This window comes from Providencia sp. PROV189 (assembly GCF_028480065.1).
Taxonomy (GTDB): Bacteria; Pseudomonadota; Gammaproteobacteria; order Enterobacterales; family Enterobacteriaceae; genus Providencia; species Providencia stuartii.
The window spans coordinates 229900-245105 of the sequence record NZ_JAMPOG010000004.1; the positions used below are offsets into that span (position 1 = coordinate 229900).

Genomic DNA, 15206 nt, shown 5'->3' on the forward strand with positions numbered 1-15206 from the left:
ATGCTGTTCACTCAAGCGGCATGACTTTAGATATCAGCTAACGTACTGTTATGATGTGTAATGGCGGCTTAATGAAACACTTTTAACCTGTGCATAAACTCGACGACCTTTGCGAATAGACAATTCGTCACGCGCCCAACGTGTGATACGCGCCCATAAATAATGCTGTTCGCCTAAATCAAGCTTCACATCCACCTGCTCGCCATCTTCAATCCATTCAACCACTTCCGCTGATAAAATATTACGGATACTGCTGACCTGTGGCTTTTCTAATACTAAAGACACATCAGAGGCATCAATGCGTAAACGCAACTGCCCACCTCTTTCTGTATCAATACGCGGGATCCATAATTTTTGACTGCCCACAATCACCGCAGTCATCTCATAGTCAGGGTGGTGACCATGACATATCACATTTAACACGCTACTTAATGTCTCTTGTTGGAGCCAAGGACGCAATGCACTGCTTGCCCACACCTCCTCTAATGCTCCAAAAGCTTTAACTTTACCTTGTGCCATCACAATCACTTTATCGGCAAGGCGTAAAATCTCATCTAAGCTATGGCTGACATATAAAATAGGGATTTTGACATCTTGAGACAGTTTTTCTAAATACGGTAGTAGCTCACGTTTACGCGGTAAATCAAGAGAAGCTAATGGCTCATCCATCAATAAAATTTCAGGTGCGGTTAACAGTGCGCGGCCAATAGCAACACGCTGTTTTTCCCCACCTGATAATGTAATAGGAAAACGATTTAGAAGTTTTTCAATGCCTAACAACGCCACAATTTCATCGAAGCGCCCTTTCATTTCGGGAGCCATACCATAACGTAAATTATTCTTGACTCGATAATGGGGAAATAGCCGTGCATCTTGGAAGACATAGCCAATATGGCGCTTTTCGGGCGGCAAGCAGATGCCTTTTTCGATATCGACCAGCGTCCGTCCATTGAGCACAATGCGCCCTCGATTAGGCTTGGTTAGCCCCCCTATCACATTAATTAATGAGGTCTTCCCTGCTCCAGATAACCCAAATATGGCAGTAATGCTCTCTGTCGGTAGCGAGGTATTCACTTCAAGCGCTAACTCACCAAGCTGCTGTGAAAAATCCAGCTCTAACATATCAGGCTACCCCCAATCGCTTTTTGCCCCAACGGGTCAGCCATTCTGAAACTAATAGTGAAATTAATGCCAAGATAATAGCAATCACACACAAGCGGGCTGCATCCACTTCCGCCCCCGGTGTTTCAATTAAGGTATACATCGCAAGTGGGATGGTTTGTGTTTCTCCGGGAATATTCGATACAAAGGTGATAGTCGCCCCAAACTCCCCTAATGAGCGTGCAAATGCTAATACCGTTCCCACAATAATACCGGGCAGTGATAATGGGATAGTTATCGTAAAAAAGACACGTAATGGCGTTGCGCCTAATGTTCGAGCCGCTTGCTCAAGTTTACGATCAACGGCTTCGAGCGCTAAACGGATCGCCCGCACCATCAATGGAAAAGCCACCACGGCGGAGGCCAATGCGGCACCGCGCCAGCTAAACGTAAAGCTAAACCCAAACCAGCTATACAGCCATTCCCCAATAAAACCGCGGCGTCCCATACTGATCAATAATAAATACCCCACTACCACTGGCGGTAACACCAATGGTAGATGGATAATACTATCCAGCAGTGTTTTGCCGGGGAAATGACAACGCACCAATACCCATGCAACCAAAATACCTAGTGGCAAACTAAACATGACTGCCACACTTGAAACTTTTAAGCTCAGGTAGATGGCTTCCCATTCATAAGCACTTAACATCTGCAATACTAAAATCCCTTAACGTGGGGTGAAACCGTAACGTTTGAATACTTCTGAAGCGGCTGGCGTTTTCAAATATTCATAAAAGTCACGAGTTGCTTGATTATCTTGGTCTTTCACAATAGCCATTGGATATTCAACGGGTTTGTGCGAGTCTGCTGGAAAAATACCAACGACTTTGACTTTTTGGCTAGCAACGGCATCGGAGCCATACACTATCCCTAAAGGCGCTTCATCGCGTTCAACCAAGGCCATACCACTACGCACATTATTGGTACGTGCTAATAACGGATTGACCGTATCCCATGCCCCTAAATAGCTCAATGCTTCTTTCGCATAAATCCCAACAGGAACATGCTCCGGATCGCCTACCGCCAGACGGCCGCCATCAAGCAGCTTTTTCCAATCCGTTTGTTTATTGATCTCCACCTTTTCAATTTTGGAATCTTTGGGTGCGATCAATACCAACTCATTACCTAATAAAGTGTAGCGCGTGTTTTCAACCATCAAATGCTTATCAATAGCATAATTCATCCATTGCTGATCGGCAGAAATAAATAGATTTGCAGGCGCTCCTTGCTCAATTTGACGAGCAAGTGTCGATGATGATGCATATGATGAGACAACTTCTACTTTGTTTTCTTTCTGATATTGTTCAGAAATTTCATTCATCGCATTTGTCAAAGAGGCGGCAGCAAAAACAGTTATTTTCTCTGCTGCAACCGTATGGCTTGCCATAGAAAGTGTTATCGTGACACCCGCCAACAACGTGATCAAATTTTTTTTCATTTCAGTCCACCCTAATATTAGTTATCACGCTATATATAACAGGATATAACGATAACTTAAAGTCATCGCGTGCAGAAAAGTGTGCTAGCGCAATGAATTGCATCAAAACTTATACCAGAAGCAGAAAAGTGAGGGAAGACTTGCTTTAAAAGCGTATCAACCAAAGACAAATAGATAGAGTTGCCTGTTTCTCAGTATACCACTAAAAAACAGGCGAACTTAAATAGGGAGGAGAGTTATTCCTTCTCTGTATGATGGTGCGGAACGTGAGCTTTAGATAGCAGATTAAAGAAAGCCCCGAGGCCGTAAATTAGCCCCATAATCAAAAACATCACAACGGGAACCATCAACAGGGCAAAGCCCATGCTTTTTAAAATTTCTAACATTAAAGCCTCTTCAGTGATACTGTGCCCACCAGCCAACTGATGCGCTGACGAGGGAAAATAAAGCTGAATTTAAATAATAACGTATATAATAGCGGGATAGCTGTCACTATTGTAGACAAATTCTATTTCTAACGACACACTAAACGTGCTTTTTTATTAAGCGTCGCGATGACAGTTTATTTATATACTCTCACTAATACAAAGTACAACTTGAGTATATTCAATCTGATAGGAAGGGTTATATTTATGCAAGCAGAAATCTTACTGACACTAAAGCTACAAGGGAGTTTATTTGCAGACCCTCGCCGAATTTCATTGCTCAAGCAAATCAAAGCAACAGGCTCTATTAGCCAAGGTGCTAAATTGGCTGGGATCAGCTATAAAAGTGCCTGGGATGCTATCAATGAAATGAACCAGCTTGCTGACGATATTTTAGTGGATAGAGCCACTGGCGGTAAAGGTGGTGGTGGCACAACATTGACCCACTATGGGGAAAGACTGCTACAGCTATACGACTTACTGGCACAAATTCAGCAAAAAGCCTTTGATGTTCTCAAAGAAGACACATTACCTCTTGATAGTCTTCTAGCCGCGATTTCCCGTTTTTCATTGCAAACCAGCGCGCGTAATCAGTTTTTTGGTACTCTGATTGCTCGTGACCATCACCAAGTTCAACAACATGTCCAAGTGTTATTGGCCGACAATAAAACCATCATTAATGCCGCTCTTACAGAACAGAGTGCCAACCGTCTACGCCTTACTGAAGGTAAGGAAGTACTCGCTCTGATTAAAGCACCTTGGATAAAATTGACGAAGCAACCAATAAAAAATAGTGAATTTGACAATCAACTCGCTGGGAAGATAACCGCACTTGAACGTGGTCAAGAAAACAGCGAAGTGATCGTGACCCTATTAGGTGGTGAGAGCCTATGCTCTACCCTCAGTAACCAAGAAGTCGATAGCCAACAATTGCAGCTCAACGATAATGTCACAGCGCTATTTAATGCCGATCAAGTGATTATTGCCACACTATGCTAACCACGTGCACTTATCTAAATACGCCATTTCCTCACCAATAGATAAGTGCAAGCTTGTTTTTTGTGCGCCTTTCTCCAGTGAATGATTGACTTTATCTGTAATCATGATTATTTGTTGAGGTGACAGGTAAATAACGACAAAAATAATGACAAAAATAAGGAAGTGGCATGAAAGCAATCACCCTTCGTCACAGCAGCTTTAAGCTCAGTGACACACAAACACTGGATATTCCTGAATTAGCCATTAATCAGCATGAAAGTTGGGCGTTTATTGGGGCCAATGGTAGTGGTAAGTCATCACTTGCAAAAGCGTTATCAGGGGAACTAAAACCACTCTCAGGTATTGTGGAAAATAGCTTTGTATCTCCCGTACGCCTCTCTTTCGAACAACTGCAAAACATGATTAATGAAGAGTGGCAGCGTAATAACACGGATCTGCTTAGTGAAGATGAAGACGATACCGGATATACCGCCGCTGAAATTATCCAACTCCACCACCGAGACAATGAATACTGTCTTGAACTGGCCACAAAATTTGGCATTCACGATCTGCTTTCTCGACGCTTTAAATATCTGTCAACAGGGGAAACACGCAAAGTTTTACTCTGCCAAACCCTTATGGGGGAACCTGATTTATTAGTGCTTGATGAGCCTTTTGATGGCCTTGATGTCTATTCACGAAATAATCTGAGCGAGTTACTTAGCAGCTTATCTGAAAAAGGGTTAACAATTGTATTGATCCTGAACCGATTTGATGAGTTACCCGACTTTATTGACAATATGGGCGTATTAGCCGACTGCAAACTGACTTTATCAGGCAGCCGTGAGTCAGTACTTGCTAACACGTTAATCACCCAGCTTCAACATAGCGAAAGCTTAAAACATCTCACTATCCCTGAAATGGAAGATCCAACGGCTGAAGCCCCACTTCCTAGCGATATTCCACGGGTTATTTTGAAAAACGGCGTGGTCAGCTATAACGACAAACCGATTTTGCATGGTTTGAACTGGCAGGTTAATCCCAGTGAGCATTGGCAAATTATCGGCGAAAACGGTGCAGGGAAATCCACGCTATTAAGCCTAATTACCGGTGATCATCCTCAAGGCTATAGTAATGATTTAACGCTATTTGGTCGTCGCAGAGGCACAGGTGAGACGATTTGGGATATCAAACGCCATATTGGTTATGTTAGTAACAGCATTCATCAAGAGTACCGCGTCGCGACTAGCGTGATTAATGTGATCATCTCTGGGTTCCACGACTCAATTGGTTTATATCAGACACCTTCTGATCGCCAAATTCAACTGGCTTATGAGTGGCTAGCCCTACTCGGTTTTCCCTCACAAACAGCACAACAACCTTTCCATAGCTTATCATGGGGTCAGCAACGACTTGTGCTTATCGCACGCGCCTTAGTCAAACATCCGGCTGTTTTGATTTTAGATGAGCCACTTCAAGGGCTAGATGGTTTAAACCGTTTATTAGTCCTACGTTTTATTGATGTAATGCTCAGCCAAGGCACGACTCAGCTTCTTTTTGTTACTCACCATCAAGAAGATGCGCCAACTTGCATTACCCATCGATTGAAGTTTGTTCCTGATAACGGCAAATATCGTTATGACATAGAAACTGTCGAGCAACAAACGGTCTAACCGCGCCATCATTGGGGTCGATAATGTTCGATTATCGACCTAAATTAATCTAATGATTAGTTCGCACACTTAATACTCAGCTATATAACCTGTTTATTTATATTAATTTTTTATCATTCCAGACCAATAGCTGTGCTTTTTCCTCGGAAAATAACTGAAAACAATTACACTGTGCCGCTTTAAATAATTCGAATAGATTTTAGGAACAACGTATGGCCAGTTGGTTTATTTTGGCGGCTTCACTCACAACACTTGCAACGCATCGATTTATTGCCACATTTTTACTCTTACTTGCGACAACAATAGCACTATTTACGGGTGTACTAAGTTGGCAAGCAATTCTCTTATTTGTCGCTATTACTGTCATTGGCGTGATAGGTTGGCGCTTTCAATATCATGTCTGGGTCAAAGTTATTAGCGAGGTCACGCTTGTTATCTGCGCTGTAGGCCTATTGATTCATTTTTTCCCAGGATTTCATAACCTCAAATACCTCGATAGCGTGATTGTTGGTGAGCAAAGCAGACCATTTACCATGTACTTTAACTTTGATAAGGCCTTGGTTCCTTTTGTTTTGTTATTTTGTCTCCCCAGCCTATTTTCAGCTCAAGCCCCCAAAACAGCAAAACCTTGGCAATGGTGGTTACTGATCATTGCCGTTCCTATGTTATTGGTTGTTGCTGCCATTGCGGGAGGACTAGGTTTTGAGTGGCATTTGCCGACTTGGTTACCTGCATTCATTATTTGCAATTTATTATTTGTCTCATTAGCCGAAGAAGCATTATTTCGTGGCTATCTCCAGCAGCGCCTCACTCAATGGTTTGGCTCCCCTTATCTTGCATTAATCGTGTGTGCCTTAGTGTTTGGGGCTGTGCATTTCGCGGGAGGCCCGTTGCTGATCCTTTTTGCGACCCTTGCAGGGATTATTTATGGACTAGCATGGATGTGGAGTGGCAAATTATGGCTTGCTGTATCGTTTCACTTCGGGTTAAATCTATTGCATCTGTTATTTTTTACTTACCCAGTCAAAATGGTTGCTGGATAAAAAACAAGCTGATTAAGGTACGATTTTTATCCAAATAACCGACTGACTATCACTTTTTTGATTTGGTTTGGGTAAAACATCAGTTGTGACTAGCGTTCGGATTGACTATCCCTATAATGTAAGTCAGCAATGATTCATTTTAATTTGAATGTACTGATAGGAGTTTAAGCTATGGCTGTAACTAAACTGGTTTTGGTAAGACACGGTGAGAGCGAGTGGAACAAAGAGAACCGTTTCACTGGCTGGACTGATGTTGAGCTGTCAGACAAAGGCCGTGAAGAAGCAAAAAATGCAGGCCAACTGCTGAAAGATGAAGGCTTTGTCTTTGATTTCGCCTATACCTCAGTTCTGAAACGTGCTATCCATACCTTATGGAACATCCTTGATCAGGTTGATCAGCAATGGCTGCCTGTTGAAAAGAGCTGGAAACTAAATGAGCGTCACTATGGTGCACTGCAAGGTCTAGATAAATCAGAAACTGCGGCTAAATATGGTGATGAGCAAGTTAAACTCTGGCGCCGTGGTTTTGCCATCACGCCACCTGAGCTAACAAAAGATGACGAACGTTTCCCAGGCCACGATCCACGCTATGCAAAACTGTCTAGCGAGGAACTGCCAGTAACAGAAAGCTTAGCAACAACCATTGAGCGTGTTGTGCCTTACTGGGAACAAGAGATCAAACCACGTGTTGCGGCGGGTGAAAAAGTGATTATTGCAGCTCACGGTAACTCACTGCGTGCGCTGGTAAAATACTTGGATAACATGGGCGAAGAAGAAATTCTTAACCTCAATATCCCAACAGCAGTGCCACTGGTTTATGAGTTTGATGAAAACATGAAACCAATCAAACATTACTATCTTGGCAACCAAGATGAAATCGCTGCAAAACAAGCAGCGGTTGCCAACCAAGGCAAAGCAAAATAATTAAAGTTAAATAAAGTAAAGGGTTGGCTAATCGCCAACCCTTTTTGTATGACATATTCCAATGAATAATAATACGTTAAAAATTAAAATAGATATCTAACGCCTAACACAAGCTCTTGTGACTTAAGGTGCGCTTTCATCTGCTCATCCTGTATGCCACGCGCATTGGCAAAACGATTCATACCGCTTTCGATTTTCCCTAAATCAATATAACGATATCCCAAGTCAAAATTTAATTTATCAATAGGCTCGTAACTTACACCAGCGCCAATCGAGTACGCTAAGTTAGTGTCAGTATTGCTACCATATTGACGTGCGGCATTACCTTGCCATCCCGATGATTTCACTTTTGCAACACCCAATCCCACGGTGCCATACACTGAAATCCCTTGGTAGATATCATAATCACGATAAACATTCAGCATTAAACGCTGCGATTCCGTTTTGTGATGATTAAAGCTGGTTGAAAAAGCGGTTGAGCCACTGGTGTACTCCGCTTTTTTATTAAAACTATACTCCCCTTCGGTACGCCAGCCATTACCATACTGATAACCCGCTGCAAGAGAAGCATTGTAGAAATCATCTTTATCATCACCAGAAACAAACTGGCCAATCCCTGGGCGGAGACTCGTATCCATACTATCCGCTTTTTGCCACACTTTAGAAAGTCGTGCGGAACCGTAATATCCCTCTTGGTTAGTTGACGCAAAAGCACTTCCCATCGTGCTGATTAATACAAATGTTAACGATGCAAGTTGTAACTTCCTCATTAATATTTCCCTTTAGTTATAATATCGAAAAGGGATTATTTACTTTAGCGACTATTAAAGAAAGAGAAGTTTTTTGAATGATTTGTTCATTTTTACTGAAAATAAAAAATATAAAACTAAGATAATAAAAATAAACAAACTATAATAACGAGTAAATACAGTGAATAGCTCGACAAGAAAAATCTTAAATATTGATTTTTCCTTGCATTATTTATTCATGAGCAGAAAGGCCACAAAAACCCCTTTTACAGGTATTTTTAGCGGATCGTGATTTAAGGTATTTTGGCGTTTTATTTTTGGTAGTGCGATTATGTTCATCATGAACTCATCCGAAAATAGCTCAACACAACCAAAAAGTAGGTTTAGATTGGTCTATCGCTATCCACACCATATCGGTCAATAGCTTTAGAGATTCTAATCTCATAATAAGTAATAGGAGAGTGGTATGCTGCCTGTCGGTTTACCAATCTAAAGAGTACGACTCTCCTATCTAATAACGTAAAAAAGCCAGAGCAACAAGACTCTGGCTTCCTATATGAAATACTATCGATTACTTCTGGCGACGAGCAATCACCGCATCAGACAATTGGCGCAATACTTTTTCTGTATCATCCCATCCGATACATGCGTCAGTGACACTTTTCCCATAAACCAGAGGCTCACCTGACTCTAGGCTTTGATTGCCTTCAACAAGGTGGCTTTCGATCATGACACCTGTAATAGAGCGATCACCTTGGCGTAATTGCTCACTGACGTCATCAGCAACTATCATTTGTCTTTCAAATTTCTTGTTACTGTTTGCGTGGCTAAAGTCAATCATAATGCTGGGGGTTAGACCTGCATTCACTAGCCCTTCGCGCACCGCCTTAACGTGTTCCGCACTGTAGTTTGGCTCTTTACCACCACGTAAAATAATGTGGCAATCTGGGTTCCCGCTAGTATTGACGATTGCAGAATGCCCCCATTTGGTGACCGATAAGAAACAATGCGGTGAACGTGCTGAATTAATCGCATCAATAGCGATCTTAATCGTGCCATCTGTTCCATTTTTAAAGCCAACTGGGCAAGAGAGACCAGAAGCCAATTCACGATGTACTTGCGATTCTGTTGTGCGTGCACCAATCGCCCCCCAGCTCATTAGGTCAGCGACATATTGAGGGCTGATCATATCGAGAAATTCACCTGCGGTCGGCAGGCCTTGGTCATTAATTTTCACCAATAGTTCACGGGCAATACGTAGCCCTTCATTGATATTAAAGCTATTGTCCATATTAGGGTCATTAATTAGCCCTTTCCAACCTACTGTGGTACGCGGTTTTTCAAAATACACACGCATCACAATTTCTAGCGAATCTTTGAGTTCTTCTCGTAACTTATTAAGGCGCTCGGCATATTCCAGAGCAGCTTTAGTATCATGAATAGAGCAAGGACCAATCACAACCACAAGGCGATCATCTTCGCCTGACAGTATATTATGGATGGCGAGACGTGCTTCATGAACGGTAAACGCCGCTTTGTCCGTCGCTGGAAACTTCTCCAACAACGCAATTGGTGGCAATAATTCTTTTATTTGTTTAATTCTGACGTCATCGTTCTGATAATTCATACCCGTTAATCCAATGTTTATTTTTTTATATAGATGATTTACATACCCTATGGATTCCAATAGCAGGCCGATGGTAAACACTTACTTTTAAGCGAAGAGAGATTCTCTTACCACTCACAATGCTGCAACTTGAAAGACGACAGGTATCGAAATTTTAATCTAACCGTTCAGCCGCCTTCTGTAAACAGGCAAGCTTAGTATGAAATAGTTAGTTTTAAGCTTTCAGATTATAAAATGAGGCTAAAGGCGATTAAACAGCACAATAGCCCCATATTTAGGGGGAATTTTAGAGTAAAAAACAATAAAAACGGCAAAACATCGATAATGTTACTTTAGCCGTTTTATTGTTAATTTTCGTCACCGTGGTTTATGAGAGGGGCACAGAGCCGTTTTGTTTTGCCGATTTCACCCAAAGCCTTGAACCATTCAGCGCGATACCCAGCAAAATGAGGTACTCTAATGACATCGCATATACCCCTTGCTTATAGAATACGATAATACTAATTACGTTGATGATCACCCATAAAAGCCAATTTTCAACGTACTTACGCGTCATCAGGATCATTGCAACCACAGATAATACTGTCATGGTCGAATCCCAGAATGGAAATGCATCGGGTTCTAACACAGGCATTGTTAGGTTAGCGCCAAACAGATTCAAAATGTTAATTGCCCATTCCGCCAATACCCCAAAGACCCAATCAATATTGTATGTTAGGTAAATGATCACAAATAAAGAGATGATCACTGTTATCGTCGCCTTAGGCAGGCTTAACCAACGAATTTTCAGTTCCGTTTGTTGCTGGTTATCCACTCGGCTCCACGCATACCAACCATAAATATTGGCGATAAAGAAAAATACCTGTAAAAGTAAATTAGCATACAGTTGGATTTGAAAAAAAATCACCCCAAACAGCGTCACATTGATTAAACCAAACAAGTAATTAATGGTTTTTTCAAGACTAGCTAGCAAAATACATAACAAACCAGCCACTGTTCCTACTGCTTCGATGTATGACAATTCATACACACTATCCCATAGAGGAATATTCACTAATACATTACTTGTGCTAAAGAAATCCATCCCAAAATCCTTCTCTCAACCCTATGTCATGCCACATTATGATTCCGCGTGGCCTCGATATAAACAATAGTGCTCTTTTATTTTAGACTCTCTGCAAAATCTAGCATTCTATTTAAAGGTAACATCGCTTTTTGACGTAGCGCTTCACTCACATAAATTTGATGTTGCTCCCCGTGACTCTCTAAGGCTTGTGCTATCGCTTTTAAACCATTCATCGCCATCCAAGGGCAATGGGCACAAGTACGGCATGTCGCACCTTCCCCCGCGGTCGGCGCGATATACAAAGACTTATCAGGGCACGCTTGCTGCATTTTATAAAAAATGCCTTTATCGGTCGCGACTATCATTGATGGATGAGGCAACGTTTGCGCCGCTTTGATTAATTGGCTTGTCGAGCCGACAGCATCAGCAAGCTCGACAACAGCTTGAGGAGACTCAGGGTGAACCAGCACCGCCGCTTCTGGATACAGCGCTTTCATTTTGCTCAGAGACTGGGTTTTAAATTCATCATGAACAATACAAGCGCCCTGCCAACACAAAATATCAGCCCCTGTTTGTTGTTGAACATAACGGCCAAGATGGCGGTCAGGCGCCCAAATAATTTTCTCGCCTAGGCTATCAAGATGCTCGATTAATTCTACCGCAATACTGGATGTCACCACCCAATCTGCTCGTGCTTTCACCGCCGCAGAGGTATTCGCATAAACCACCACTGTACGATCAGGGTGCTGATCGCAAAAACGCGCAAAATCCGCCTCTGGGCAGCCTAAATCAAGTGAACATTCGGCATCTAATGTTGGCATTAAAACGGTTTTTTCAGGGCTTAAGATTTTTGCTGTTTCCCCCATAAAACGTACCCCCGCGACTAGCAGGGTTGATGCACTATGACGGGCGCCAAAACGAGCCATTTCCAGAGAGTCAGCAACACATCCACCTGTTTCCTCAGCCAATGCTTGGATTTCAGGATCGGTATAATAATGTGCAACTATCACCGCATTTTTTTCCAGCAATAACGCTTTGATGCGCTCACGATAAAATGCTTTCTCTTCTGAGCTTAGCAATGCAGGTCTAGCAGGGAACGGATAAACCGACTGGTTAAAATCAATAAACTCGCTCATCTTGTGCCTCTGTTTAGCATAATGCAATTTTACATCTAAAATCGCCTATAAAATGGGGCGAAAACCACATTTTTGTTTTATATACTAAACAAGATACCCCAATTCATTGAGGAAGTCTTCTCGATTTTTGGTGATGATGGCGTGATTTCTCACTATTCACTAAATAATCATGATAATTATCGAGTTTTTTAGCATTTTAATCATTTTACAGGTATCTTAGCCACATCAATAAATTCGATGGGTTAGCTATGGAATCACCTGCATCTTTAATCAATAAAATTATTTCCGTTTCTTTGCTCGATCCTAGAATTGATGCCGTCATTTTGACTGGCTCAAGAGGTAGAGAACAACAAATTGATCATTATTCAGACATTGATATTGAATTAGTCGGTTCAGGTGTAACAGCACTTTTTCATGACCAACAATGGATACACCAATTTGGTCAGCCTCTAGTGGCTCTACATCTTACAAATGGTGGTGAAAATGAGCCTGAATGCCCGACTTGTTTAGCGATTTACGAGCAAGGAAGAAAAGTTGATTTTACCTTTGCTGAACCAAGTCGATTGCAAAAGATGAAGCAATATGGGCTTGATAATACTTATGCCCGTGGCTACACCATTTTACTCGATAAAAGCGGTATCACGGATAACCTTCCCGACAGTGATCAGGTACAACTTCCGCCTAAGCAACTCAGTCAAAACAAATTCACGTTTATTGTGAACGAATTTTGGTATGAATCACATCAAGTTGCGATTGCCCTTTCGCGTAATGAACTCTGGAGCGCTTGGTCAAGAGACGTTGATATGAAAAATGCCCTACTGACGATGTTAGAGTGCTATGTCTCAAACAAAAGTAAAGGGCAGCAAGATGTTTGGTATCACGGCAGAGCATATCAACAATGGATGCCAGAGCACATTATCCAAGCAATGGAAACCTTGTTTGATTACCGTAATGCGCAACAAGCTGCATACAGCTTACATCTGTTGATGAAATGCTTTGATGAAATCACGGTGGAAGTCGCCCAGCAGCTCAATTATACCATCGACCACACTCTTGGCCAGCGCATGCAAACACTGGTAGTTGGCATGTTGCAAGATAACAGTTTATTGCCTGAAGGGATCTGACGCGATTTTACCATATAAAACACAATAAAAAACCGCCCCTCTCGTTGTTACTGATGGGGCGGTATCGTTTTTAAGTAAAGCTATTTTTTCAGTTTAGCAAATTCGTCTTTGGCTTTTTGTAACTGTTTTTGGAATTCAGGGTTGGAGTGTAAAGTTGCTACCGCACCCGATGCAACGATACGAGCTGCATCAACATCACTTTGCCAATGGTAACCACAGATGACTCGGCTTTGGCCAAGTTCATAACCACGTTTTAAAATTTTATCTTGGTTTTCTGGGTTAATTTCTGACAATACGAGTGCAGATGCCCAGCCAATTGCGGTGTGTCCGGAAGGATAAGAGCCATTCTTAGATAATTTGTCCTGATCTTTCGTGTTACAGGTAGCAACACCGTAGAACGCAAATGGACGAATGCGCATGTATTTCTCTTTGGCTGAGCGAGTTGCTAAATCCCCCGCATCTTCAATCATATTCGTCAGCAATTTATGAATTTCAGGCGCATCCTTTTCGGTAATGGGATAACCAAAAGCTTCAGAAAATGCGTTCGCAACACCGCCCGCAGCCAGATCAGCATCCTTAGCGGCTTGTTCTCCACGCTCAGTATTTCGCAATAAACGGCCTTTTTCATACATCGCTTGGTCGTTTAAAAATAAGATGCTGCCCACTTCAGGTGGTGGCGGCAATAACGCTAAACTATCAATAGCCTGTGAGTTTTTTAAATAATAAAGATCGGGTTTAGTTGTCACATCATTGCCGGGAGGGATCGCCGCAAATACACTGGTTGAAACAAAAGCCCCTGCGCAGAATACTGCTAATAGTTTTTTCATCCGCTAGTCCTTTCCTAGTCTTTGCCATAGATAAAATAATTTATATTTTACAAGGTGATCAGTTATTGATGTTTTATTTAGACTAGTCCAAGTAGGTCAGTAATACCTTGCGTAAGTTCTCAAAAAAAGAAGTCAATACCCACACAATAACTCAGGCTGAATGGTTTTTGCTCAAGAGTTAGGTGATGATAGCCACAAGATCGCGACTAAATATCGACTTACTCATACGAAGAGGTTTGAAAATCGGCGTCTACACGGGTCCATTCCCAATGCCGCCCCTTACCCTAATACCGGTATAATTAATCGATTAGGAGAGGATACAGGCTCATTTCTGGAAATCATCGACACATACGAGCCATTGTGACCAATATAGCGCTATTTTGCTTGATGGGCTTTTAGATTGAATAACACAATTTAACTACGCTAGAAAATGGATGGATTTGAAGATAATGGTATTTCTATAGATGGTGGGTCGTGCAGGATTCGAACCTGCGACCAATTGATTAAAAGTCAACTGCTCTACCGACTGAGCTAACGACCCATCTAATATGACTGGATTTTGTTATCTTAAGATGGTGGGTCGTGCAGGATTCGAACCTGCGACCAATTGATTAAAAGTCAACTGCTCTACCGACTGAGCTAACGACCCATCTGATATAACTGATTTTTTTATTTTAAGATGGCGGTCGTGCAGGGTGACTCATTGTGTTTGAGGCCTAATACGAACAAGCGTTCAATGAGCTCTTGTTCTACCGACTAAATTAACTCACACATCTTAAAGCACACTAACGAAATAGAGGCTGTTAATGGTGGGTCGTGCAGGATTCGAACCTGCGACCAATTGATTAAAAGTCAACTGCTCTACCGACTGAGCTAACGACCCATTAAACTTAACAACTTATTCTTGCGTCAACGGCGGCTTATATTACTCATTTCTGACGATGGTGCAATGATTTTTTTGAAAAAAACGATTGAATGCACACTTATCATACGGTTAACCCCGAAATATTCGGTAATTACTTCTTCGGGGTT

14 protein-coding genes and 3 tRNA genes are annotated in these 15206 nt (G+C 42.0%); 5 read left to right on the forward strand and 12 right to left on the reverse strand.

What is annotated here, in order from left to right; all coding sequences use genetic code 11:
- Positions 1-48 precede the first annotated feature (48 nt).
- The 4 genes from modC to PR833_RS03420 all read right to left on the reverse strand — a co-directional run bounded on the left by modC (position 49) and on the right by PR833_RS03420 (position 2988).
- Positions 49-1122: a molybdenum ABC transporter ATP-binding protein ModC gene (modC, locus tag PR833_RS03405; RefSeq protein ID WP_072502923.1), complete on the reverse strand. Its 1074-nt coding sequence runs from the start codon at positions 1120-1122 to the stop codon at positions 49-51.
- A 1-nt stretch (position 1123) separates the two neighbouring features.
- Positions 1124-1813, reverse strand: a complete 690-nt coding sequence (gene modB / locus PR833_RS03410; RefSeq protein WP_004917815.1) for a molybdate ABC transporter permease subunit — start codon at positions 1811-1813, stop codon at positions 1124-1126.
- Positions 1814-1831: 18 nt separating this feature from the next.
- Positions 1832-2602 carry a molybdate ABC transporter substrate-binding protein gene (gene modA, locus PR833_RS03415; protein WP_014657767.1) on the reverse strand — a complete coding sequence of 257 codons (771 nt, stop codon included), beginning with the start codon at positions 2600-2602 and terminating at the stop codon, positions 1832-1834.
- 236 nt (positions 2603-2838) lie between these two features.
- Positions 2839-2988, reverse strand: coding sequence for an AcrZ family multidrug efflux pump-associated protein (locus tag PR833_RS03420; protein ID WP_014657766.1), 150 nt, complete (start codon positions 2986-2988; stop codon positions 2839-2841).
- A 246-nt stretch (positions 2989-3234) separates the two neighbouring features.
- Here PR833_RS03420 and modE point away from each other — a divergent pair, with 246 nt between their 5' ends.
- From modE to gpmA, 4 genes are all read left to right on the forward strand, one after another.
- The gene (modE, locus tag PR833_RS03425; protein ID WP_014657765.1) at positions 3235-4026 is read left to right on the forward strand and encodes a molybdenum-dependent transcriptional regulator; all 792 of its coding nucleotides are present in this window, start codon (positions 3235-3237) and stop codon (positions 4024-4026) included.
- Between the two features lie 167 nt (positions 4027-4193).
- The gene (modF, locus tag PR833_RS03430) at positions 4194-5678 is read left to right on the forward strand and encodes a molybdate ABC transporter ATP-binding protein ModF (RefSeq protein WP_053110327.1); all 1485 of its coding nucleotides are present in this window, start codon (positions 4194-4196) and stop codon (positions 5676-5678) included.
- 212 nt (positions 5679-5890) lie between these two features.
- Positions 5891-6721 (forward strand): CPBP family intramembrane glutamic endopeptidase, encoded by an 831-nt coding sequence (locus PR833_RS03435; protein WP_004917804.1) that lies wholly within the window; start codon positions 5891-5893, stop codon positions 6719-6721.
- Between the two features lie 171 nt (positions 6722-6892).
- Positions 6893-7645: a 2,3-diphosphoglycerate-dependent phosphoglycerate mutase gene (gene gpmA / locus PR833_RS03440; RefSeq protein ID WP_004917803.1), complete on the forward strand. Its 753-nt coding sequence runs from the start codon at positions 6893-6895 to the stop codon at positions 7643-7645.
- A gap of 83 nt (positions 7646-7728) precedes the next feature.
- Here gpmA and PR833_RS03445 read toward each other — a convergent pair whose 3' ends face one another.
- The 4 genes from PR833_RS03445 to nadA form a co-directional block, all read right to left on the reverse strand.
- A complete protein-coding gene (locus PR833_RS03445) occupies positions 7729-8415 on the reverse strand; it encodes an outer membrane protein (RefSeq protein WP_272525880.1) in 687 nt (228 codons plus the stop codon).
- A 550-nt stretch (positions 8416-8965) separates the two neighbouring features.
- Positions 8966-10021, reverse strand: a complete 1056-nt coding sequence (aroG, locus tag PR833_RS03450) for a 3-deoxy-7-phosphoheptulonate synthase AroG (protein WP_014657762.1) — start codon at positions 10019-10021, stop codon at positions 8966-8968.
- Between the two features lie 367 nt (positions 10022-10388).
- Complete coding sequence (pnuC, locus tag PR833_RS03455; protein ID WP_004917797.1) at positions 10389-11105, reverse strand: nicotinamide riboside transporter PnuC; 717 nt, start codon at positions 11103-11105, stop codon at positions 10389-10391.
- 77 nt (positions 11106-11182) lie between these two features.
- Complete coding sequence (nadA, locus tag PR833_RS03460; RefSeq protein WP_004917794.1) at positions 11183-12223, reverse strand: quinolinate synthase NadA; 1041 nt, start codon at positions 12221-12223, stop codon at positions 11183-11185.
- Between the two features lie 248 nt (positions 12224-12471).
- On the opposite strand from nadA, the gene PR833_RS03465 reads away from it, so the two are divergent.
- Positions 12472-13347, forward strand: a complete 876-nt coding sequence (locus PR833_RS03465; protein WP_004917792.1) for an aminoglycoside 6-adenylyltransferase — start codon at positions 12472-12474, stop codon at positions 13345-13347.
- A gap of 80 nt (positions 13348-13427) precedes the next feature.
- On the opposite strand, the gene phoC is transcribed toward PR833_RS03465, so the two are convergent.
- From phoC to PR833_RS03485, 4 genes are all read right to left on the reverse strand, one after another.
- Complete coding sequence (phoC, locus tag PR833_RS03470; RefSeq protein ID WP_004917790.1) at positions 13428-14174, reverse strand: acid phosphatase PhoC; 747 nt, start codon at positions 14172-14174, stop codon at positions 13428-13430.
- Between the two features lie 465 nt (positions 14175-14639).
- A tRNA-Lys gene (locus PR833_RS03475) sits at positions 14640-14715 on the reverse strand.
- Positions 14716-14747: 32 nt separating this feature from the next.
- Positions 14748-14823, reverse strand: a tRNA-Lys gene (locus tag PR833_RS03480).
- 158 nt (positions 14824-14981) lie between these two features.
- Positions 14982-15057, reverse strand: a tRNA-Lys gene (locus tag PR833_RS03485).
- Between the last annotated feature and the right edge of the window lie 149 nt (positions 15058-15206).